We start from the raw sequence: 22095 nt of genomic DNA, 5'->3' as shown, positions 1-22095 counted from the left end.
TTTTGAGAACTCAATGTATTACTAAAAAGGGATTAACTTCCCAGTAATACGATTTGTATTAATTAACATGACAGACTCATGTAATTAAATACTATCAGCTTTCCAAATTGTTAAAGAGCGGGCTTAAAAAAGCCAAAGATAAAACTGTCGTTTTATCTTTGGCGTCTCTATCCATGAGCAAGTAAATGGTGGAGCTATGCGGGATCGAACCGCAGACCTCCTGCGTGCAAGGCAGGCGCTCTCCCAGCTGAGCTATAGCCCCATTTACATGCAGTCAAACAAATTTACGTTAATACAAAATCTTGTTTAGGAGAAAACAAAGATTTTGGTGGGTCAGAGTGGACTTGAACCACCGACCTCACCCTTATCAGGGGTGCGCTCTAACCAGCTGAGCTACAGACCCAACGTAATTTGCTCTTACTTTCTATCAAGTAATCTGTGTGAACACTCAACAAACATTAAGTTAGTCGTATAGGTAAGGAGGTGATCCAGCCCCAGGTTCCCCTAGGGCTACCTTGTTACGACTTCACCCCAGTCATGAACCACACCGTGGTAAACGTCCTCCCGAAGGTTAGACTATCTACTTCTGGTGCAGCCCACTCCCATGGTGTGACGGGCGGTGTGTACAAGGCCCGGGAACGTATTCACCGTAGCATTCTGATCTACGATTACTAGCGATTCCGACTTCATGGAGTCGAGTTGCAGACTCCAATCCGGACTACGACGAGCTTTATGAGATTAGCTAGACCTTGCGGCTTTGCAACCCTCTGTACTCGCCATTGTAGCACGTGTGTAGCCCTACTCGTAAGGGCCATGATGACTTGACGTCGTCCCCACCTTCCTCCGGTTTATCACCGGCAGTCTCCCTAGAGTTCCCGCCATTACGCGCTGGCAAATAAGGATAGGGGTTGCGCTCGTTGCGGGACTTAACCCAACATTTCACAACACGAGCTGACGACAGCCATGCAGCACCTGTCTCAGAGTTCCCGAAGGCACCAATTCATCTCTGAAAAGTTCTCTGGATGTCAAGAGTAGGTAAGGTTCTTCGCGTTGCATCGAATTAAACCACATGCTCCACCGCTTGTGCGGGCCCCCGTCAATTCATTTGAGTTTTAACCTTGCGGCCGTACTCCCCAGGCGGTCTACTTAATGCGTTAGCTTGGGAGCCCAGTGCTCAAGGCACCAAACTCCGAGTAGACATCGTTTACGGCGTGGACTACCAGGGTATCTAATCCTGTTTGCTCCCCACGCTTTCGTACATGAGCGTCAGTCTTTGTCCAGGGGGCCGCCTTCGCCACCGGTATTCCTTCAGATCTCTACGCATTTCACCGCTACACCTGAAATTCTACCCCCTCTACAAGACTCTAGTTCACCAGTTCCAAATGCAATTCCCAGGTTGAGCCCGGGGATTTCACATCTGGCTTAATGAACCGCCTGCGTACGCTTTACGCCCAGTAATTCCGATTAACGCTTGGACCCCTCGTATTACCGCGGCTGCTGGCACGAAGTTAGCCGGTCCTTCTTCTGTAGGTAACGTCACAGCAACAACGTATTAAGCTGCTACCTTTCCTCCCTACTGAAAGTGCTTTACAACCCGAAGGCCTTCTTCACACACGCGGCATGGCTGCATCAGGGTTTCCCCCATTGTGCAATATTCCCCACTGCTGCCTCCCGTAGGAGTCTGGGCCGTGTCTCAGTCCCAGTGTGGCTGATCATCCTCTCAGAACAGCTAGGGATCGTCGCCTTGGTAAGCCATTACCTTACCAACTAGCTAATCCCACCTAGGTTCATCCAATCGCGAAAGGCCCGAAGGTCCCCTCCTTTCCCCCGTAGGGCGTATGCGGTATTAGCAGTCGTTTCCAACTGTTATCCCCCTCGACTGGGCAGATCCCTAGGCATTACTCACCCGTCCGCCGCTCGTCAGCAAAGTAGCAAGCTACTTTCTGTTACCGCTCGACTTGCATGTGTTAGGCCTGCCGCCAGCGTTCAATCTGAGCCATGATCAAACTCTTCAATTAAAGTTTTTTGAGACTAAGTCTCGGCTCAATGAATTCTGATTACATTATGCAGACTCGGAAGAATCTACATCCTGTTTGTTACATATTGCTATGAACACTCATCGTTACATTGATAATAATTTTGATTGCTGCATTCTTTACGAGAAAGAAGTCAGCAATTTCGATTAACTCAACACCTGTGAGTGTCCACACAGATTACTTGATAAATTGTTAAAGAGCGTTAGCGCATCTCGGTAAGCCCGAGTGGCTAGGGATGCGTATTTTACGCAATTCCCGTATCGCGTCAAGTGATTTTTAAACTAATTTAAAAACTCTTTTCAGCGTCACTTTTCAGTGAACTGATTTGGCGTGTACACCATGCTATTGCGTGGTTTGCCGTGTCAGTGGATGCGCATTATAGGGAGATTATGAAACCGTGCAGGGCTTTTTGCAAAAAAATATGATTTTTTTGCATGTTTTTCATTAGCCACAAGCTACACACTATTTACCCCCATAGTTATCCACAAATACAAGAACAATGGTGTTTTTTCAGCCTAAAATCAGGATATAAAAAAAGCAGCTATTAATAGCTGCTTTTTAGTTCTATATAAAGAAAGCGTTTTTAGCTTAATTTACCGTGACATTGTTTGTACTTCTTACCAGAACCACAAGGGCAAGGATCATTGCGACCAACTTTCTCACCATCACGGATTACCGTTCTTGGCATCGCCGCTTCTACTTCACTGTTGTCAGTTAACGCTTCTGAAGCAGCGTGTTGATAATCACGTTGGATCTTAGCTTCTTCTTCACGGCGACGCTGTTCCATTTCATCAACATCAGACTGTGCTTGTACCTGAACTTTTGAAAGGACACTAATCACATCTTGTTTGAGTGACTCAAGCATTTGCTGGAACAATTCAAACGATTCACGTTTATATTCTTGCTTAGGGTTCTTTTGAGCATAACCACGTAAGTGGATACCTTGACGTAAATGATCCATTGCCGCTAAATGCTCTTTCCACAAACCATCAAGAGTTTGCAGCATTACCGCTTTTTCAAATTGACGAAGCACTTGTGAGCCAACCATTTCTTCTTTGGCTTTGTATGCATCGCTCCAACTGTTGACGATACGCTCACGTAAAGTTTCTTCATGAAGATCATCTTCAGTATCTAACCAGTGTTGGATTGTCAGTTTTAAACCATATTCTTGTTCTAATCGTTGCTCTAAACCTGGAACATCCCAAAGCTCTTCAACAGATTGTTGCGGAATATATTGATCAATCACACTGCTTACTACATCTTGTTCGATATTTGAAATCGTATCTTCGATACTTTCAGCATCCATTAACTCATTACGTTGTGAGTAAACGACTTGACGTTGGTCATTAGCAACATCGTCATACTCAAGCAATTGCTTACGAATATCGAAGTTACGTGCTTCTACTTTGCGTTGTGCATTTTCAATAGCACGTGATACCCAAGGATGTTCGATGGCTTCGCCTTCTTCCATACCTAGTTTTTTCATCATGCCCGTTACTTTATCTGATGCAAAGATACGCATTAAGCTATCTTCCATTGATAAGTAGAAGCGTGAAGAACCTGCATCACCTTGACGACCAGCACGACCACGTAATTGGTTATCAATACGACGAGATTCGTGACGTTCTGTACCTAAGATGTGTAAACCGCCAGCTGCAATTACTGCATCATGACGAACTTGCCATTCAGCTTTAATTTTAGCAATTTGATCATCTGTTGGGTTCTTTAATGCATCAACTTGAACCTTCCAGTTACCACCTAAGACGATATCGGTACCACGACCTGCCATATTAGTAGCAATAGTTACCGTGCCTGAACTACCCGCATCTGCAACAATCTGTGCTTCTTTTTCATGAAACTTCGCATTCAATACTGAGTGCGGGATCTTAGCTTGCTTTAAAAGTGTTGCTAATAATTCAGATTGCTCAATTGATACTGTACCAACTAGCACTGGCTGACCACGCTCACGACAACCTTTAATATCATCAATAATTGCGTTGTACTTTTCAGCAGCTGTTAAGTACACCAAGTCAGCCATATCATTACGAATCATTGGCTTGTTCGTCGGAACTACAACCGTATCTAGCCCGTAGATATGTTGGAATTCAAATGCTTCAGTATCAGCTGTACCTGTCATACCGGCTAACTTCTCGTATTGACGGAAGTAATTTTGGAATGTGATAGATGCTAATGTCTGGTTTTCATTCTGAATATTAACACCTTCTTTAGCTTCTACAGCTTGGTGTAAACCTTCAGACCAACGACGTCCTGGCATTGTACGACCAGTATGTTCATCAACAATAACAACTTCGCCGTTTTTAACAATGTAATCGACATCACGCTCGAACAAAGTGTGCGCACGAAGCGCTGCGTTAACATGATGCAGCAACGAGATGTTAGCTGCTGAATAAAGTGAATCACCTTCAGCCAATACACCCAGCTCGATAAGCAAAGTTTCTACTTTTTCTTGACCACGTTCTGTAAAGTGAACTTGCTTAGCCTTTTCATCAATACTGAAATCACCTTCACCAATTTCATCTTCAGTATCTTCTTTTTCTTGAACGATAAGATTAGGAATAAGTGTATTAACTTTTATGTACAACTCAGAGCTATTTTCGGCTGCGCCAGAAATAATCAACGGCGTACGTGCTTCATCAATTAAGATTGAGTCGACTTCATCAATTAGGGCGTAATGTAATGGACGCTGAACACGTTCTTGAGGCGAAAATGCCATGTTGTCACGAAGGTAATCAAAACCAAACTCGTTGTTAGTACCGTAAGTAATATCTGAGTTATACGCTTCTTTTTCTCGACTTGACCTAAACCTGCCACGTTAATGCCAACAGTTAAGCCTAAGAATTCAAATAAAGGTCGGTTATTTTCTGCATCACGTGCTGCTAGGTAATCATTCACGGTAATAACGTGAACACCTTTACCTGTAATACCATTTAAATAAGCAGGCAAGGTAGCGGTTAATGTTTTACCTTCACCTGTTCTCATTTCAGCAATACGGTTACTATCTAGCACCATACCACCTAATAACTGCACATCGAAGTGACGCATTTCGAATACACGTTTAGAGGCTTCACGCACTGTTGCGAATGCTTCAGCCATAATTGCGTCTAACGTTTCGCCATTTTCAATACGCTGACGGAACTCGTCCGTTTTTGCTTTTAATTCTTCATCAGTCAGCTTTTCATATTCAGCTTCTAATGCATTAATTTTAGTTACAACTTTACCAAGGCCTTTCAAGGTACGGTCGTTACGACTGCCGAATACTTTTGTCAGTAATTTGCCTAACATCTTAATCACTTATCTCTTGTAGGTTGAGCTCAATTGAGCGACTTAACCGAAAATGTTATTAACTAGCCTTGCGATAAACGAACTTTCTAGGATCGATTTGTTGTCCGTTTCGCAATACTTCGTAATGCACGTGGGGACCGGTTGAACGGCCTGTGCTACCCATACTGGCAATTTTATCGCCTTTGGCAACGACGTCACCTACGTTTACTGACATAGATTTATTGTGTCCATAGCGGGTTCGAAGACCATTTCCATGATCAATTTCGACAAGCCCACCATAACCAAGCATATTTCCTGACCATGTCACCACGCCTGCAGCAGTCGCGATAACATCGCCTCCTTCTTTACCCGCAAAATCAATGCCTTTATGCATTGTTCTACGACCATTAAAAGGGTCATTTCGTAAACCGTAGGGCGAAGATAACCAACCTTTGACAATTGGTCGCCCTGATATATAACGTTCTTTATCTATATGGAGATTAGTTGACACAGTTTCAAGTAGTGCTAACTGAACATTATTATTATCAATTCTGGATGCCAGCTGCGACATATCGTCTAGCAGTTGGTTTAATTCAACACCTGCACCGATTTCACTTAACCCACCAACACCAACGTCAGCAGTAAAATCAAATTGATCTTCAAGTAAATTGTTTTCGGCGACTTGCTGGCCTAATGCCTCTAAACGAGTCACATTAGCTTGCATGCGTGCGACGTGAGCAACTAATGCACTTAGTTGAGTTTCAGTCGCTTTTTTGAGGTCTAGAACTTGTTGTTTTTGCTGTTCACGCAACTTTTGATTTTCATCAACTTTCGTCTGCTGTGCAGCAAAGCGATCAGCATTTTGCTGGTAAAGACCAGTTCCTGCTGCCACTAATAGGATAGGTAGAAGCAACCAACGTTTGCTAGGATGCCAACGTGTTACTCCATTTCGACCTTGAATAAAAACTGTTACACTCATAGCCTAACTCAGCCATCTTATTATCATATGAAAAAGCCCCCTCAAGATCTCAGTAGATTACTACATCAATCGGGAACATTACCGGAACTAGCTGAAAAAGCAGAGCTATTAAACCAGCTGAATACTTACGTAAAGCAGAGTTTAAATGGCCCTGTTAGTGAGCAGCTAAAAGTCGCTAATCTTCGTCAGGGTGTTCTTGTTATTGAAACTACTTCGGCTGCATGGGCTGCTAGAATAAATTTCCAAAAGACCAAACTACTGCAACAACTTCAGGAAGAGACGCTTCCAATGCTTACCGCAATAGAGGTTAAAGTCAACCCAGGGTTAGCAATAACACCAAGTAAAGCACCAACTAATTACGCAAAAATCAGCCCTGTCGCTGCAGAGCATCTGCAAACATTGGCTGATCACGTTGAAGGGTCTCTTGGTGAAAAACTAAAACGGCTGGCTGCATTAGCCAGCCGTAATAGGCAATCTTAACTCTTTACGCTAAAGATACAGCGCCCGGCACCATAAAGCTAAGTGGTACATCAACTTCATTTTCAAAGCTGACTAACTCCCAAGCTTCTTGTTGTGCCAGTAATGCTCTTACCAATTGGTTGTTTAGAGCATGACCAGTTTTATACGCACAGAACTCACCAACAATGGCATGTCCTGCTACATATAAATCACCGAACGCATCAAGAATCTTATGCTTAACAAATTCGTCTTCATATCGCAGACCATCAGGGTTAAGAACACGATACTCATCAAGCACTACAGCATTTTCCATGCTGCCACCTAACGCTAAATTGTTAGCTCTTAGGTATTCAATATCTTGCATAAAGCCAAACGTTCTTGCTCGGCTAATATCTTTAACAAACGCAGATGTTGAAAAATCCATCACCATGTGTTGCTGACTACGCGAAATTTCTGGGTGATTGAAGTCAATTTTGAAATCAACTCTAAAACCTTTAAATGGTTTTAATTCAGCCCATTTATCTCCATCTTCAACACGAATGGTTTGATTGATCTTAATGTATTTTTTAGCGGCTGCTTGTTCTTTAATACCTGCACTTTGCAGTAAAAAAACAAACGGGCTTGCACTGCCATCCATAATCGGGATTTCAGGAGCATCAACTTCGATAACAGCGTTATCTATGCCAAGGCCTGCAAGCGCTGCGAATAAATGTTCAATAGTCGAAATGCGAACACCTTCGTCATTAACCAATGCCGTACACATTGTTGTTTCACGAACAAGATTTGCCTTAGCAGGAATTTCCACTGCAGGCGTTAAATCTGTACGTCTTAGTACGATACCAGTGTTAACAGGTGCGGGCATAATGCACAGAGTTACCTTGTTGCCGGAATGCAATCCGACACCAGTACTCTTCACCATTTTTTGAACAGTTCTTTGAAAAATCATTCAGTTACCCGTTTTAATCACTTATTAATAAACATTATTGCACTGCTTTTACTGAGTTTACCCAGTAAGCTGAGGCGATATACTACCATAAAATTGTCTTTTCACAAAAAAGACTCCTTTACTGTGTTTTTCTACGCCTCTACTTACACAAGTAACATTTTATCAACATCTTAGCGTTTTTAGATTTTCATTTTTACTTTCAACAATTAATCAGCTTGCTTACGTAAAAATGCTGGAATATCTAAGTAATCACCGTCAGCACGCGTTGCAGGTTGCGCCGCAGGTTGCTGTGCTGGAACCGCATTTCCAGTAGGCGCTACATAGCTAGCGGCTGGTACTGGCTCTTCTGCAGGTTCAACTTTAGGCTCAATAACCGGTGCAGGCTCTGGACGAGCAACAGGCTTAGTCACTAATTGAATATCAGGCTTTTTCTCAGCGCCGATTCCTGTAGCAACAACAGTTACACGTAACTCTTCGCTCATTTCTGGATCAATAACTGCACCAACAACCACTGTCGCATTATCAGAAGCGTATGCTTTTACGTGGTTACCCACAGTCTCAAGCTCTTCAATACTGATATCCATACCGGCTGTAATGTTGACCAATACGCCACGCGCGCCAGCTAGATCAATATCTTCTAGTAAAGGACTTGCAACTGCAGCTTCCGCAGCTTCTTCTGCACGATCATCACCAGTTGCAACACCTGTGCCCATCATGGCATTACCCATTTCTGACATCACGGTTTTCACATCGGCGAAATCCACGTTAATTAGACCAGGACGCGTAATTAGTTCAGCAATACCTTGCACTGCGCCTAATAAAACATTGTTTGCCGCAGCGAAAGCGTCTAGCAATGACGTTCCACGGCCCAAGACTTTCAACAATTTCTCATTCGGAATTGTGATCAATGAGTCAACATGTTTTGCTAGCTCCGCAATGCCTTGATCAGCAAACGTCATGCGCTTTTTGCCTTCAAACGGAAACGGCTTGGTAACTACCGCTACTGTTAAAATGCCTTCTTCGCGAGCGATTTCTGCAACGACTGGTGCAGCACCAGTACCCGTTCCGCCACCCATACCTGCAGCAATGAAGACCATGTCAGAGCCTTTAATCGCAGCGCGGATGTTTTCTTTATCTTCAACTGCAGCTTGGCGACCCACATCAGGGTTCGCTCCAGCACCTAACCCTTTAGTGACATCACGTCCTAATTGAATTGTTGAGCCAGCGCCTGATTTGCGTAATGCCTGAGCATCCGTATTCGTTACAATAAACTCAACACCTTCGATGCTGTGTTTAACCATATGTTCGACAGCGTTTCCGCCGCCACCACCGACGCCGATGACCTTAATCACCGCCTCGTCATTATGAGTGTCCATGATCTCAAACATTGTCTGATCTCCGTTTGCCTGCGTTATTAAAATTCACCCTTAAACCAGCTTTTGACCCGATTCAAAAGACTGGTAACCCCTTGACGCTCAGGACGTTCGAACTGACGTTCGATAACGCGTCTGGCGCCATAATGAAGCAAACCTATTCCTGTTGAGTAAATAGGTTGATCAACATATTCATTTAAGCCTTTCACTGGTAGCGGTGACGCTACCCTAACTGGCATGCCGAAAGTTGCTTCAGCAATATCAACAGCACCTGTAATAGAAGCTGTTCCGCCCGTTAATACAATCCCTGCAGCAATTTGATCTTCTAAACCACTGTCAGTTAATTCTTTTAATACCAATTCAAATAATTCTTGGTATCTTGGTTCTACGACTTCTGCCAACGTATGACGAGACATACTGCGTGAAGGACGACCACCCACTGATGGAACTTCAATACTGTCTTCACGGCTCACCATTGAACTTCGTGCACTAGCAAATTGCACTTTAATTTGCTCGGCATGAGTTAATGGCGTTCTAAAAATCTTCGCAATATCGCTCGTTACTTGGTTACCGGCTACAGAAATCACTGCACAATGTCGTAATGCACCATTGGTATAAACCGCGATATCAGTCGTTCCGCCACCAATATCGACAATACATACACCCAAATCTTTTTCATCATTAGTTAAAACAGAATCAGCGGAAGCAATACCTGAAAAAACTAAGTCATCTACTGTTAAGCCACAACGCTCAACACTCTTGGTGATGTTCTTTGCCATATCGTTTGCACAAGTGACAATATGGGCTTTTGCTTCCATACGCATACCTGACATGCCAATTGGGCTCTTAATACCATCTTGCACATCGATAGAATATTCTTGCGGTAACACATGTAAGATCCTTCTCTCTGTTGGGATCTTAACTGAGCGAGCGGTGTGAATCACATTGTCCACATCTTCTTGCGTTACTTCTTCATCATTAATTGACACCATGCCATTTTCATTTTGGCAGGCGATGTGCTTACCTGAAATGCTTAAATAGACTGATGATACTTGGCAGTCAGCCATTAGTTCAGCTTGGTCAAGTGCACGTTGAACACTTTTTACAATAGAGTCCAAATCATTCACACCACCTTTATCCATGCCACGTGAAGGATGGTTACCTAAACCGACCACACTTATCTCACCATCGGGTAGCACTTCACCAATGATCACTGCGACTTTGGACGTGCCAATGTCTAAGCCTACGATAAGATTTCTTTCCTGATTCTTGGTCATTTAGTGTCGACTCTCTGTGTTAGTATCGTCCCAGCCAACGGCAACACCCGTGTCATAGCGTAAATCAATGGTTGCTATTGGCTTGTCATTTTTTGTTATTTCAGGATAAACATTTATAAATCTTTGTATTCTCGACATCTTATCTTCTCGACCTAATTCAAGAAGGATGCCGTTATCCAATGTCGCATGCCATGCATGCCGTGGGCTTAAACTTAAACTCGCAAGCTTAAAACCATTAATACTCAATAAATCAGCCAATTGCTGATAACTCGTTAACACTTCAGAAGACATATCTTCTGGGCCAGAAAGCATTGGTAATGCTGAGATACTTTCATGTGATTGAGCAATAAACACATCACCATGAACATTAAGCCAATCATCACCATTCCAGTGTGCTACAGCCTGTTGCTCTTGTAATGTTACCTTCAATTTAGCCGGCCATTCACGTCTCACTGACGCATGATGTACCCAAGGTAATGCTTCTAGCGCTTGCTGCACTTCAACCACATCTGCACTAAAAAAACTGCGCTGCATTAATGCTTGTAATGCAGCTTGAATCTCTGCATCTGTGGTATAAATTCGCTCACCTTTAATCGCTACAGCATCAATAGGCAATGCATCTGCATCGTTCAATAATACATTCAGCTTTAAGCCAGCCCACACGATAGTCAGCAGCACTGTCAGTAAAAACAGTAATCCGGTATATAAGTACCAATTGACTTGACTCAAATGGCCTTTTAATTGGCGAGCTTTATCACTCCACGCCACGGTTACTGTAACTCCCAACTGTATCTGGTCACTTTCATTTGGCAATTCACCATTATATCTAGCATGCTGACTGTATTAAAGCTTCTATTTACAAACAGTTATCGTTTAATAATCAATCAACACTTTCTTTGTTCGACTCATCAAAACCTAAATTAGATGATGCAAGCATTTTGGATAGTGCACCAATATTACCAGCGCCTTGAGTCAGCAATAAGTCGCCCTCTTGTAAAACGTCAGGCAACACATCAGCAAGTAACTCAGGCGATGCGACAAATATAGGATCAACTTGCCCACGCAATCTTATTGAGCGACATAATGCTCTGCCGTCTGCTCCAGGGATGGCACTTTCACCCGCTGCGTATACATCAAGTAACAGTAAGCCATCGACTTGAGATAATACTTCAACGAAATCTTCGTACAAATCACGGGTACGACTATATCGATGTGGCTGATATGCCATCACTAAGCGCTTATCAGGCCAGCCAGCTCTAGCCGCCTTGATCGTTGCAAGTACCTCACTTGGGTGATGACCATAATCATCAACCAACATCACCTTACCGTTTGCTGTATCAAACTCACCTAAATGCTGAAAACGTCTTCCGATCCCTTCAAATTCTGCAAGTGCTGCAACAATAGCTTCGTCATCGATATCATCTTCAGTAGCGACGGCAATCGCTGCCAGTGCATTCAACACATTGTGCTCGCCAGGAAGGTTTAACACTATGGCTAAATCTTCACGCCCCGTCCGGCGTACGTTAAATTGCGACTGATGGCCAACTTGCTTAAAGTCCAATGCTTGTACATCAGCAATATCACTAAAGCCATAAGTAACGACTTGTCTACCGACTCTTGGCATGATTTCTTGAATGACTTCATCATCAATACACATCACGGCTACACCATAAAATGGCAAGTTATGTAAAAAGTCGACAAAGGTCGTCTTTAGCTTCTCAAAATCACCACCATAAGTGTCCATATGATCAGCTTCAATGTTAGTAATAACACTGACCATAGGCTGTAAATGCAAAAAGCTTGCATCACTTTCATCGGCTTCTGCTATCAAATAACGACTTGTCCCTAAACGTGCATTGGTTCCGGCACTATTGAGCAATCCACCAATAACAAATGTTGGATCACGTTCAGCTTGACCGTATACACTGGCAATCAAGCTTGTCGTCGTTGTTTTACCATGGGTACCAGCAATTGCAACGCCATGACGGTAACGCATTAATTCAGCCAACATCTCAGCACGACGGACAATCGGAATACGGCGTTCTTTAGCCGCTATGATTTCAGGGTTTTGCTTATCAATTGCCGTTGAAACGACCACAACATCAACATCTGTAACGCTTTCAGCCTGATGGCCAATGATGATTTTTGCCCCTAAACTTTCTAGCCTTTCAGTCACACTATTAACAGCAATATCTGAGCCGCTGATCTGATAACCTTCATTTACTAATACTTCGGCTATCCCGCCCATGCCTGCACCACCTATTCCGACAAAGTGGATTTTCTTAATCCGTCTCATCTCAGGGATCATGCTACGTAATTGGGCGTACTTTTCTGTTTTTGTCATTTCAATCCTTTCGTGCTAATTCAGCACAAATACCTGCAACACGTTGGGTGGCATCTAAAACAGCAACGCTTCTTGCTTGCTGAGCCATCTCTAATACAACATGTCTTTTTTCAGCGAAAAGGGTTAACTTCTCAGCTAAATTATCTGCATTTACTATGGTTTGCGGCAATAAAATTGCCGCACCAGCCTCTACTAATACTGAAGCATTGATAGTTTGATGATCGTCTACAGCATGAGGATAAGGCACTAAAATACTTGCCCGTCCTACAGCGGCTAATTCAGATACTGTTAATGCACCTGAACGACAAACAACAACATCTGCCCAGCGATATGCGGCTTCCATGTCATCGATAAATTCTGCCACATTGACATTGGCTGCTTGGCCTTTGTCCTGATAGTGACTATTGACAGTAGGTTGGTTTCCTTTACCTACTTGATGCCACACGGTAATTGAATGCTGTTGACTTAATTGCCCAACCACATCCGGCATAACATCGTTAAATATTTTTGCGCCTAAACTGCCACCAACAACTAACACCTTTAAGGCTTCGTCATCACATACTTTCTCTTTTTGACCGAGCTCTATTAACTCTTGTCTAATTGGATTACCAACGACTTCTGCATTGGTTGCCGGTAAAAAGGTATTCGGAAATGCACAAAGTACCTTGTTAGCAATGCGAGATAACAACTTATTAGTCATGCCCGGAATTGCATTTTGCTCATGTAATACTAAAGGCACGCCTGCCAATTTTGCCGCCACACCACCTGGGCCACTGGCAAAACCACCCATGCCTAAAATCACGTCTGGCTGATATTCATTAATGAACGCTTTAGCCTGTAATATTGAACGTATAATTTTAAATGGTGCAGCCAATTTTCTTACTATTCCATTTCCTCGCACACCTTTGATATCAATAAACTCAATATCGAATCCATGTTGAGGAACCAGCCTTGCTTCCATTCTGTCAGCCGTACCTAACCAGCGTACTTGCCAACCTTTTTGGCTAATTCTTTTGCAACTGCTAACGCCGGGAATACATGTCCGCCCGTGCCGCCAGCCATCACCAATAATTTAGGTGCATCAGTCATATTAGGGCTCACTTTTTTACTCTCCCTTGCACCGCTTGCGTTAAACTTAACCGCCGTTCATGATCAATTCGTATCAGTAACATTACCGCTGCCGTCATGACCCATAAACTACTACCGCCATAACTAATAAAGGGCAGCGTCAGACCTTTAGTGGGCAACATACCAATACTGGCCCCCACATTGACTACTGTCTGAAAACAAATCCATATACCAATGCCATATGCTAAATAACTTTCGAATGGGCGCTGAATACTCAAACACAAATTACCCAATCGGATCGCTCTAAACGATACAAAAAACAGCACAGTTAATACGCAAACAATACCAACAAAACCAAGTTCTTCACCAATAACAGCAAAGATAAAATCTGTATGTGCCTCAGGTAAATACGACAGTTTTTGAATACTGTTACCCAAACCTTGCCCAAAAATATCACCACGACCATAAGCCATCAGTGACTGAGTTAGCTGGTAACCACTCCCAAAGGGATCTTCCCATGGGTCTAAAAATGACGTCACCCGTCGCATTCGATAAGGCTCAAACACCACTAAAAAAACAAACATGGCGATACCGAGAAATATCAGTACCAAAAAGTCCATGATTCGTGCTCCTGCCAAAAATAACAGGCTGACAGTACAAACGAAAAGTACGACGACAGTACCTAAATCTGGTTGAGCAAGAATCAAAAAAGCAAACAGTAAAAAGACAAAAATAGGTTTATAGAACCCCTTACTGTTTTCTCTTAACTCACCATGACGGCGAACTAAATACCCCGCCATGTAAATAATAAAAACAAACTTGGCTATCTCAGCGACCTGTATTCTCACAGGCCCAATCGCTAACCAGCGGGTAGCCCCATTTACAGTGGTTCCCACCACTAATACCGCTACCAGTAATAGCAACACCAACAACACTAAATATGCGCTGTAACGCTCCCAAAACTTCAGCTCAATATTGAGTACGGCATAAGCGATCACACCACATCCCATTAAATACGCTACGTGGCGATATATAAAATGAAACGGGTTCTCTGTCAGTTTCTGCGCTTCAGGCATAGACGCTGACATCACCATCACAAAGCCAAATGTAATTAACCCTGCAACAGCCAAAAATAAACTACGGTCATAAAGCTGATCACTGGGTGTAGTTTCAGACAGAATGTTTGCCCAAGGCCTTTTTAGGACTTGTTGGAATAAGCTAAGTTGTTGCTCACCCCTCGCCATCTTCAATCTGCTCCACTAATTGTTTAAAGTGATCACCTCTATCCATGAAGTTCTTGTACATATCAGTACTTGCACAAGCTGGCGAAAGTAGCACGATATCGCCAGAAAAAGTGATCTCAACAGCTTTCGCGACGGCCTCTTCCAAATTATTCACTTCAATACTGTCAGCTTTTAACTGCGCAATTTTGCTTCCGTCTTTGCCAAAGGTAATCACTTGAGTAACATTGGTCAGTGATTTTTCAAGCTCTTTAAAATCTGCACCTTTGCCTTCACCGCCAGCAATTAAAATGAGGTCGCCCAAGTGATCGCTTAGTCCGTTTAAGGCTGCAACCGTAGCACCAACATTGGTGGCTTTTGAGTCATTAATGTACGTGACACCTTGTTTCAACCCGACTAATTCACAACGGTGCGCAAGCCCACTGAAATGTGAGGCAATCTCGATCATCACATTCTTATCAATACCGCAGGCATCAGCCAATGCCATCGCCGCCAGTAAATTTGCCTGATTGTGGCTACCAATTAAGCTCACCTCATGCAAATTCATAATCTCACTTTCACCATGCAAGATTTTGCCGTCAGCTAAGCCCCATTCGTCACCTTCAGGTACACTTAAACCAAACGTATTTTGGTTTGTTGGCTCATCTGGATAAGTTAACGCATCATCACGATTAAACATCACGAAGCGGCTTTGCTGATATAAGCGCAGCTTAGCGGCGCGATACGAATGAATATCGTGATATCTGTCCATATGATCTTCACTGATATTCAAACAAGTCGCTGCAATGCATTGCAAGCTATGGGTTGTTTCTAGCTGAAAGCTTGATAGCTCTAGTACAAAGAATTCAGCATCTGTAGCCAGTAAGTCCAAAACAGGAATACCAATATTGCCACCAACTGCGACTTTTTTACCTGCAGCATTGAGCATGTCATACACTAAGGTAGTCACTGTTGTTTTACCGTTTGAACCAGTAATAGCGACAACACAAGGCGGTCTATCTGCTATTGCTTGAGCGAATAGCTCAACATCACCTATAACCTCAATTCCCATATCCATAGCAGCACGGATTTCAGGCGTGTCGATAGGAATACCCGGACTCACAATAATTTGCTTAGCTTGCACTAAGTATCGGCAAACAAAGCCACCGGTTAATAACTCAACATCAGGAAACTCCTGCGCTAACGTATCTTGACCTGGTGGTGTACGCCTACTATCCATCACCAATGGTGTTATTCCTTGAGACATCAAATAACGAACCACAGATAACCCTGTCGCCCCAAGTCCCAAAACAATATGTGAATAGCTTGATTGCATTGCTAACTACCTTAACTTAAGGGTTGCCAGTCCTAGCATGACTAGGAACAATGAAATAATCCAAAAGCGAACGATCACTCTTGGCTCTGGCCAACCTTTTAATTCGTAATGATGGTGAATTGGCGCCATTCTGAATATACGTTGTCCGCGCAATTTGTATGAACCAACTTGTAAAATCACCGACACAGTTTCCATCACGAAAACACCGCCCATGATCACCAATAACACTTCTTGTCGCACTAATACCGCAATAGCACCTAAGCCTGCGCCTAGCGCTAACGAGCCAACGTCGCCCATAAAAACTTGTGCAGGGTATGTGTTAAACCATAAAAAACCTAAACCAGCTCCAACAATTGCCGTACATACAATCACCAGCTCACCCGCATCGGGTAAATGTGGAATATGTAAATAATTAGCAAATTGCGCGTGGCCAGATAAGTAAGCAATCAGTGCAAAAGCGCCTGCTACCATCACTGTTGGCATGATCGCTAAACCATCAAGTCCATCTGTTAAGTTAACGGCATTACTCGCCCCAACAATCGTGAAGTAAACCAACACGATATAAAGCAGACCAAGTTGCGGCATTACATCTTTAAAAAACGGAACAACTAATTGCGTTTCACCAGGAATTGATGCCGAGCTATACAAATAAAACGCAACGACCAAGGCTGCGATAGATTGCGAAGCATATTTCCAACGTGCAATAAGACCTTTGGAATCCTTTTTAACCACTTTTAGATAGTCATCAAGAAAGCCAATACCGCCAAATGTTCCAAGTACAAATAACATGACAATGACGTATCGATTCGATAGGTCACCCCACAATAAAACACTGACAAAAATACCAGCAAGTATCAGTAAACCACCCATTGTAGGTGTTCCACGCTTACTAAAATGTGATTCAGGGCCATCATTTCTGACAACTTGACCAATTTGCATCAACTGCAATCGCTCAATCAGTTTCGGACCAAACCATAAACTAAAGATAAGACCTGTCATCAGGCCAAGAATGGCTCTAAAAGTCACATATGAAAAAACATTAAACCCACTGTAAAACTGGGTTAAATACTCAGCTAAATAAGCCAGCATCTAAACAAACTCCCCACGCCTATTGGCTTCTAACAACTCTTCGACTACAGTTTCCATCGCTGCACTTCGAGAACCTTTTACTAAAATGGTTACCTCACCAGGTAACTGATTTATTTTTTCAATTAACGCTTTTGCTAAGGATTTATTATCCTCATAATGCTCGCTTCCAAACGCTTTACTTGTAGATTCAGTCAGTTGACCACAACAAAACAAGGCATCGATGTCAGCTTTTTTGGCCTGTTTACCAACTTCCGCATGCAAAAGGGCGCTATTGTCACCTAATTCACCTAAATCTCCCAGCACTAAACACTGAAAACCTCGAGTTTGTTTAAGCCAATTCATTGCGGCATCGACAGAAGTTGGGTTAGCGTTATAACTATCATCAACTAATAATACTCTGCCTAAGTTATGCGGCACCATTCTCCCTTTCACTGGTGACAACTGGCTAAGCCCTGTCACAATGTCAGAAACGGGGATGTTAAGCGCAATACAAATAGCGGTAGCAGCTAAAGCATTACTGACTTGGTGCAAGCCTGCTAATGGAAGATGTACAAGGTGTGATTTTCCAAGGTACTCTAGGCTAAATTGATAACATCCGCTGTTATCAGCGACGATATCTAACGCCTTAATATCAGCTTCATTCTCTGCTGATATCGAAAACTTAAGTTGCGTAAATTCGGCAGTTTTATCCATCATAAATGATGAGAATTGATCGTCAGCATTTATGATTGCTACGCCATCTTTTTGCAAATGATTGAAGATTTCAGACTTGGCCTTAGCAACACCTTCAATCGAGCCAAAACCTTCAAGATGAGCACGGCCAACATTATTGACTAACGCCACCTGAGGCGTCACTAAAGATGAAGTATAATTAATTTCTCCCAGATGATTTGCCCCTAACTCAAACACACCAAATTCATGTTGATGCTCTAATCTGAGTAAGGTTAACGGCACACCAATTTCATTATTAAAATTTCCCGCTGTGTAAAGCACGTTATGGTGCTGCGATAAAATCGTCGCAACCATTTCTTTCACAGTCGTTTTACCATTTGACCCAGTTAATGCTACCGCAATTGGCGACACTTGTTGACGAACATACGCACCGATAGCGCCCATTGCCTTTTGCGTGTTACTCACAATTAATTGAGGTACATTAACAGCAAGTTCATGCTCGACTAATAACGCTTGCGCACCATTTTCAATCGCGGTTGACGCAAATTGATGCCCATCAAAACGCAGGCCTTTTAATGCAACAAATAAACTGCTTTCAGCCATCTTACGGCTGTCGCTTGTGACATCATTAATTTCTATGTCAGCGCCGACTAACGTGGCATTTAACTCACGTGCTAAGTCGGATAATTGAATAGGGATCATAGGCGCCCCTTTTGTTCGCTAACACTGGTCATAGTGTCACAGCCCGTTAATTGCATGGCTAGCGCACGCTCATCATAATCAATTCTTTTACCCGACACTTCTTGATAAGTCTCATGCCCCTTACCTGCTAGCAAAACAATGTCACCTGCTTTCGCTAATGTAGCGACTTTCTTAATGGCTGTGATTCTGTCAATTTCTGTCAAAGCAAGCTCGGGCTTATTTAGACCAGCGACAACATCATTGATAATGGTCATAGGGTCTTCACTACGCGCATTATCACTTGTCACCATGACCTTATCTGCGTAATGCTCAGCCGCTTGAGCCATTAATGGTCGTTTACCTGTATCTCTATCACCACCGCAACCAAAAACACACCACAAAGTACCATGACAATGGATTCTTAATGCTTTTAACGCTTGCTCAATAGCATCTGGTGTATGAGCGTAATCAACGACCAAAGTTGGGCCATCTTGCTGATTAAAGCGCTCCATACGACCCGCTACTGGGGTGAGCAATGGCACAAGCGCCAATAACTCATTCATTGAGTCACGATTAGGGCTAGATTGCTGTAAGAAAAGTGCGCTTATCGCTGCAACAAGATTTGATAAGTTAAAATCACCAAGCAGTGGCGATGTTAACTTAGCTTTAACTAATGCTGATTGCTGATCATTGACATTTGAAGGGTAATAAAAGTCGCAACTAACACCTGCATCATTAAACTGCATATTATCCGTATAAAACCGCGCTAATTGCTGCGTTTCAATATCTTGTGAAGTCACAGGTGCTTTTGTACTAAAGCCAAACATAGTGTGGGAATCGAATTCAGCATACCATTGCGCTCCAACGGCATCGTCTAAGTTGAGTAAGCCATGCTTAACACATGGAAAGGTGAATAAACGCTTTTTGGCTGCGCCGTACGCATCCATGTCACCATGATAATCTAAATGGTCACGGCTAAGATTAGTAAACACTGCCGTATCAAAAGGAACGGCCTCCACTCGGCCTTGTACCAGGCCATGACTAGATACTTCAATGGCACACGCTGACACATTTTGCTGCTGAAAAGCACTAATTTGCTCAATTATCGTTATCGCATCAGCCGTGGTATTACCGCTATCAACTAACTGTCCCCACACACCGTTGCCTAGTGTCCCCATCACCGCAGCTTTTTGCTGTTTGAGGGTAACGAGCTGTGCAATTAGCTGGCTAACTGATGTTTTACCATTTGTTCCAGTTACGCCAATAATTGACATTGCTTGCCCTTGAACCGGGTAAAGCTGTGCTGCGACTGCCGATAACTGACGACTTAACTGAAAAAGTAGACTAATACTGCGCCAGTATCATGATGTTCAACTTTGCCATGCTCATCCGGATTATCGGTATGAATAAGCGCACCTATCGCCCCAGAGTCTATGGATTTATCAATAAATTGACGGCCATCAACTTGATGGCCTGGTAATGCAACAAACAAACTGCCTGGTTTAATTTGACGACTATCTAATGTCATCGAGGCCACGATCTCACGACCGGCATAATGAAACCAAGGAGCAAGCAAATCACTAAGAAGCATTATTCAGCCCTCCTAGCAATGGCAGCTAATTCCACTTTTTCTTTCTCATTCAATGGCTCTACGTTGAGCATCTGTAATGCTCCAGACATGATTTTTGCAAATGCTGGGCCTGCAACATCACCACCATGGTAACGATCGCCTTTTGGCTCGTTAACCACGATAGATATCGCTAAGCGAGGGTTATGAACTGGCGCGACACCGGCAAATAGCGACACATAATCATCACCATAACCACCAGCAATTGATTTACGACTGGTTCCTGTTTTACCTGCAATTGGATAGCCATCAATATGCGCCTGGGTCGCAGTGCCACCCTTTTCAGTCACACCCAGCATCATTTCCATGACATCTTTGGCTGTTTGCTCAGAAATAACCTGCTCACCACGAGGGGCTTGCTTGAGTTTTAACACCGAAACAGGATAAAGCACACCACCGCTTCCTAGGGTGGCATACATTCGAGCTAACTGCAGTGGTGTAGCAGTTAAGCCGTAACCGTATGAAAGAGTGGCTCTTTCAAAATCAGACCAGCGGCGACGATCATGAATCAATCCGGCACTTTCACCCGCGAGATTAATGCCAGAATAATTACCTAACCCCATTGACTGGTATGTACCCAATAACTCTTGCACTGGCATCGATAGCGATACCTTACTGATACCTACGTTACTGGATTTCACTAAGATTTTATCTAAAGTCATGTCGCCATAATTAATCGGGTCACGTACCTGACGACCACCCACTCGCATCCAGCCCGGTGAGGTTTTAATTAAATCATTACGTTCAATTGTGCCAGCCTCTAATGCTGCAGCAACCACAAACGGTTTTACTGTTGAACCAGGCTCAAACGTATCGGTTAATGCACGGTTACGCATTCGATACGATTGTAGGTTTTCTCGAGAATTAGGATTGTAAGATGGTGTATTCACCATCGCTAACACTTCACCAGTATGAACATCAAGCACCACCACTGAACCTGACGTTGCTTGGTTAATTTCTGTTGTGCGTTTTAACTCACGGTAAGCAAGCTGCTGAATTCGCTGATCAATACTCAACACTAAATCATTTGAGCTTTCACCCTCTTCAACAATATCTAGACGTTGGACGACTTTACCATCTCGAGATTTACGTACTTTTTGCTTAGAAGGCGTGCCTGTAAGCCAGCTATCGTAAGCATTTTCAATACCTTCAATGCCGACATCATCAATATTCGTCAAACCAACTAATTGCGCTGCAGTTTCACCAGCAGGATAGTAACGACGAGATTCGGATTTTAAATAAATACCAGCAATTTTTAGCTGCTTAATATATTCAGCAACTGCAGGAGTCACTTGACGTTTTAAATAGATAAAGCGGCGTTTAGGATCTCGCTGCACTTTGCCTACAATGCTTTCAACAGGTAAATGCAATACATCTGCAAGGGCTTGCCAGCGGCGCATATCATTAAATGCTTCTTTGTCGTGCGACACTTTAGGGTCTGCCCACACTGCACGCACAGGCACACTCACCGCAAGCATTTCGCCGTTACGGTCAGTGATTAAGCCACGTTGCACTTGGTTACTGCTGGTACGAAGGGTTCGCATATCACTTTCGTGACGCAATTTATCTGGTTCAATAATCTGAATGTAAGCCGCTCGAGCAATCAAGGCCGTAAATAAAAGCAAAACAAAGCCTACCACTACGAATAATCGCCATGGAATTAACTCTGGATTTAACTTACGTTTTGCTTGTCTGCTCATTTTACT

General features: G+C 43.2%; 12 protein-coding genes, 2 tRNA genes, 1 rRNA gene and 3 pseudogenes. 1 reads left to right on the top strand and 17 read right to left on the bottom strand.

Annotated features, from left to right (window positions below):
- Nucleotides 1-186: 186 nt before the first annotated feature.
- From ACGEDC_RS10555 to ACGEDC_RS10535, 5 genes and pseudogenes are all read right to left on the bottom strand, one after another.
- Nucleotides 187-262, bottom strand: a tRNA-Ala gene (locus ACGEDC_RS10555).
- A gap of 64 nt (nt 263-326) precedes the next feature.
- Nucleotides 327-403 (bottom strand) — tRNA-Ile (locus ACGEDC_RS10550).
- Nucleotides 404-476: 73 nt separating this feature from the next.
- A 16S ribosomal RNA gene (locus ACGEDC_RS10545) occupies nt 477-2018 on the bottom strand.
- A 601-nt stretch (nt 2019-2619) separates the two neighbouring features.
- Nucleotides 2620-5339, bottom strand: a pseudogene (gene secA / locus ACGEDC_RS10540) (preprotein translocase subunit SecA).
- Nucleotides 5340-5397: 58 nt separating this feature from the next.
- Complete coding sequence (locus tag ACGEDC_RS10535; RefSeq protein WP_394498116.1) at nt 5398-6297, bottom strand: peptidoglycan DD-metalloendopeptidase family protein; 900 nt, start codon at nt 6295-6297, stop codon at nt 5398-5400.
- 27 nt (nt 6298-6324) lie between these two features.
- Between ACGEDC_RS10535 and ACGEDC_RS10530 the strand changes: the two genes are divergently transcribed.
- On the top strand, nt 6325-6777 hold the full coding sequence (locus ACGEDC_RS10530) for a DUF721 domain-containing protein (protein ID WP_055025294.1): 453 nt from the start codon (nt 6325-6327) through the stop codon (nt 6775-6777).
- Nucleotides 6778-6781: 4 nt separating this feature from the next.
- Here ACGEDC_RS10530 and lpxC read toward each other — a convergent pair whose 3' ends face one another.
- The 12 genes and pseudogenes from lpxC to ACGEDC_RS10470 all read right to left on the bottom strand — a co-directional run bounded on the left by lpxC (nt 6782) and on the right by ACGEDC_RS10470 (nt 22089).
- Nucleotides 6782-7702, bottom strand: coding sequence for a UDP-3-O-acyl-N-acetylglucosamine deacetylase (lpxC, locus tag ACGEDC_RS10525; protein WP_055025201.1), 921 nt, complete (start codon nt 7700-7702; stop codon nt 6782-6784).
- Nucleotides 7703-7908: 206 nt separating this feature from the next.
- Nucleotides 7909-9090, bottom strand: coding sequence for a cell division protein FtsZ (gene ftsZ, locus ACGEDC_RS10520; RefSeq protein WP_055025202.1), 1182 nt, complete (start codon nt 9088-9090; stop codon nt 7909-7911).
- 26 nt (nt 9091-9116) lie between these two features.
- Nucleotides 9117-10352, bottom strand: coding sequence for a cell division protein FtsA (ftsA, locus tag ACGEDC_RS10515; protein WP_055025203.1), 1236 nt, complete (start codon nt 10350-10352; stop codon nt 9117-9119).
- Nucleotides 10353-11120 (bottom strand): cell division protein FtsQ/DivIB, encoded by a 768-nt coding sequence (locus tag ACGEDC_RS10510; protein WP_394498112.1) that lies wholly within the window; start codon nt 11118-11120, stop codon nt 10353-10355.
- Between the two features lie 112 nt (nt 11121-11232).
- Nucleotides 11233-12696, bottom strand: a complete 1464-nt coding sequence (gene murC, locus ACGEDC_RS10505) for a UDP-N-acetylmuramate--L-alanine ligase (RefSeq protein WP_372036213.1) — start codon at nt 12694-12696, stop codon at nt 11233-11235.
- Between the two features lies 1 nt (nt 12697).
- Nucleotides 12698-13785, bottom strand: a pseudogene (gene murG, locus ACGEDC_RS10500) (undecaprenyldiphospho-muramoylpentapeptide beta-N-acetylglucosaminyltransferase).
- Between the two features lie 8 nt (nt 13786-13793).
- The gene (ftsW, locus tag ACGEDC_RS10495; protein ID WP_055025205.1) at nt 13794-15008 is read right to left on the bottom strand and encodes a cell division protein FtsW; all 1215 of its coding nucleotides are present in this window, start codon (nt 15006-15008) and stop codon (nt 13794-13796) included.
- Nucleotides 14995-16320, bottom strand: a complete 1326-nt coding sequence (gene murD, locus ACGEDC_RS10490) for a UDP-N-acetylmuramoyl-L-alanine--D-glutamate ligase (RefSeq protein WP_372036215.1) — start codon at nt 16318-16320, stop codon at nt 14995-14997. The genes ftsW and murD overlap by 14 nt, the downstream gene beginning before the upstream one ends.
- 6 nt (nt 16321-16326) lie before the next feature.
- The gene (mraY, locus tag ACGEDC_RS10485; RefSeq protein WP_055025207.1) at nt 16327-17409 is read right to left on the bottom strand and encodes a phospho-N-acetylmuramoyl-pentapeptide-transferase; all 1083 of its coding nucleotides are present in this window, start codon (nt 17407-17409) and stop codon (nt 16327-16329) included.
- Nucleotides 17410-18783 (bottom strand): UDP-N-acetylmuramoyl-tripeptide--D-alanyl-D-alanine ligase, encoded by a 1374-nt coding sequence (locus ACGEDC_RS10480; protein WP_394498107.1) that lies wholly within the window; start codon nt 18781-18783, stop codon nt 17410-17412. It lies immediately after the preceding gene.
- Nucleotides 18780-20356, bottom strand: a pseudogene (murE, locus tag ACGEDC_RS10475) (UDP-N-acetylmuramoyl-L-alanyl-D-glutamate--2,6-diaminopimelate ligase). Before murE ends, ACGEDC_RS10480 begins: the two are co-directional and overlap by 4 nt.
- Nucleotides 20353-22089, bottom strand: coding sequence for a peptidoglycan D,D-transpeptidase FtsI family protein (locus ACGEDC_RS10470; protein WP_394498105.1), 1737 nt, complete (start codon nt 22087-22089; stop codon nt 20353-20355). The pseudogene murE and the gene ACGEDC_RS10470 overlap by 4 nt, the downstream one beginning before the upstream one ends.
- Nucleotides 22090-22095 lie beyond the last annotated feature (6 nt).

Origin of the sequence: Shewanella sp. ENK2, assembly GCF_043568515.1 — a bacterium.
Taxonomy (GTDB): Bacteria; Pseudomonadota; Gammaproteobacteria; order Enterobacterales; family Shewanellaceae; genus Shewanella; species Shewanella japonica.
Note: the sequence above shows the minus strand (reverse complement) of the source record. Positions and strands in the feature narration are given on the sequence as shown.

What these genes read in the sequence shown, in the direction of transcription:
- ftsA (WP_055025203.1), bottom strand. Translation starts at nt 10,352, where the DNA reads ATGACCAAGAATCAGGAAAGAAATCTTATCGTAGGCTTAGACATTGGC.
- ACGEDC_RS10470 (WP_394498105.1), bottom strand. Translation starts at nt 22,089, where the DNA reads ATGAGCAGACAAGCAAAACGTAAGTTAAATCCAGAGTTAATTCCATGG.
- ACGEDC_RS10530 (WP_055025294.1), top strand. Translation starts at nt 6,325, where the DNA reads ATGAAAAAGCCCCCTCAAGATCTCAGTAGATTACTACATCAATCGGGA.
- murC (WP_372036213.1), bottom strand. Translation starts at nt 12,696, where the DNA reads ATGACAAAAACAGAAAAGTACGCCCAATTACGTAGCATGATCCCTGAG.
- murD (WP_372036215.1), bottom strand. Translation starts at nt 16,320, where the DNA reads ATGCAATCAAGCTATTCACATATTGTTTTGGGACTTGGGGCGACAGGG.
- ACGEDC_RS10535 (WP_394498116.1), bottom strand. Translation starts at nt 6,297, where the DNA reads ATGAGTGTAACAGTTTTTATTCAAGGTCGAAATGGAGTAACACGTTGG.
- lpxC (WP_055025201.1), bottom strand. Translation starts at nt 7,702, where the DNA reads ATGATTTTTCAAAGAACTGTTCAAAAAATGGTGAAGAGTACTGGTGTC.
- ACGEDC_RS10480 (WP_394498107.1), bottom strand. Translation starts at nt 18,783, where the DNA reads ATGATCCCTATTCAATTATCCGACTTAGCACGTGAGTTAAATGCCACG.
- ftsW (WP_055025205.1), bottom strand. Translation starts at nt 15,008, where the DNA reads ATGGCGAGGGGTGAGCAACAACTTAGCTTATTCCAACAAGTCCTAAAA.
- mraY (WP_055025207.1), bottom strand. Translation starts at nt 17,409, where the DNA reads ATGCTGGCTTATTTAGCTGAGTATTTAACCCAGTTTTACAGTGGGTTT.
- ftsZ (WP_055025202.1), bottom strand. Translation starts at nt 9,090, where the DNA reads ATGTTTGAGATCATGGACACTCATAATGACGAGGCGGTGATTAAGGTC.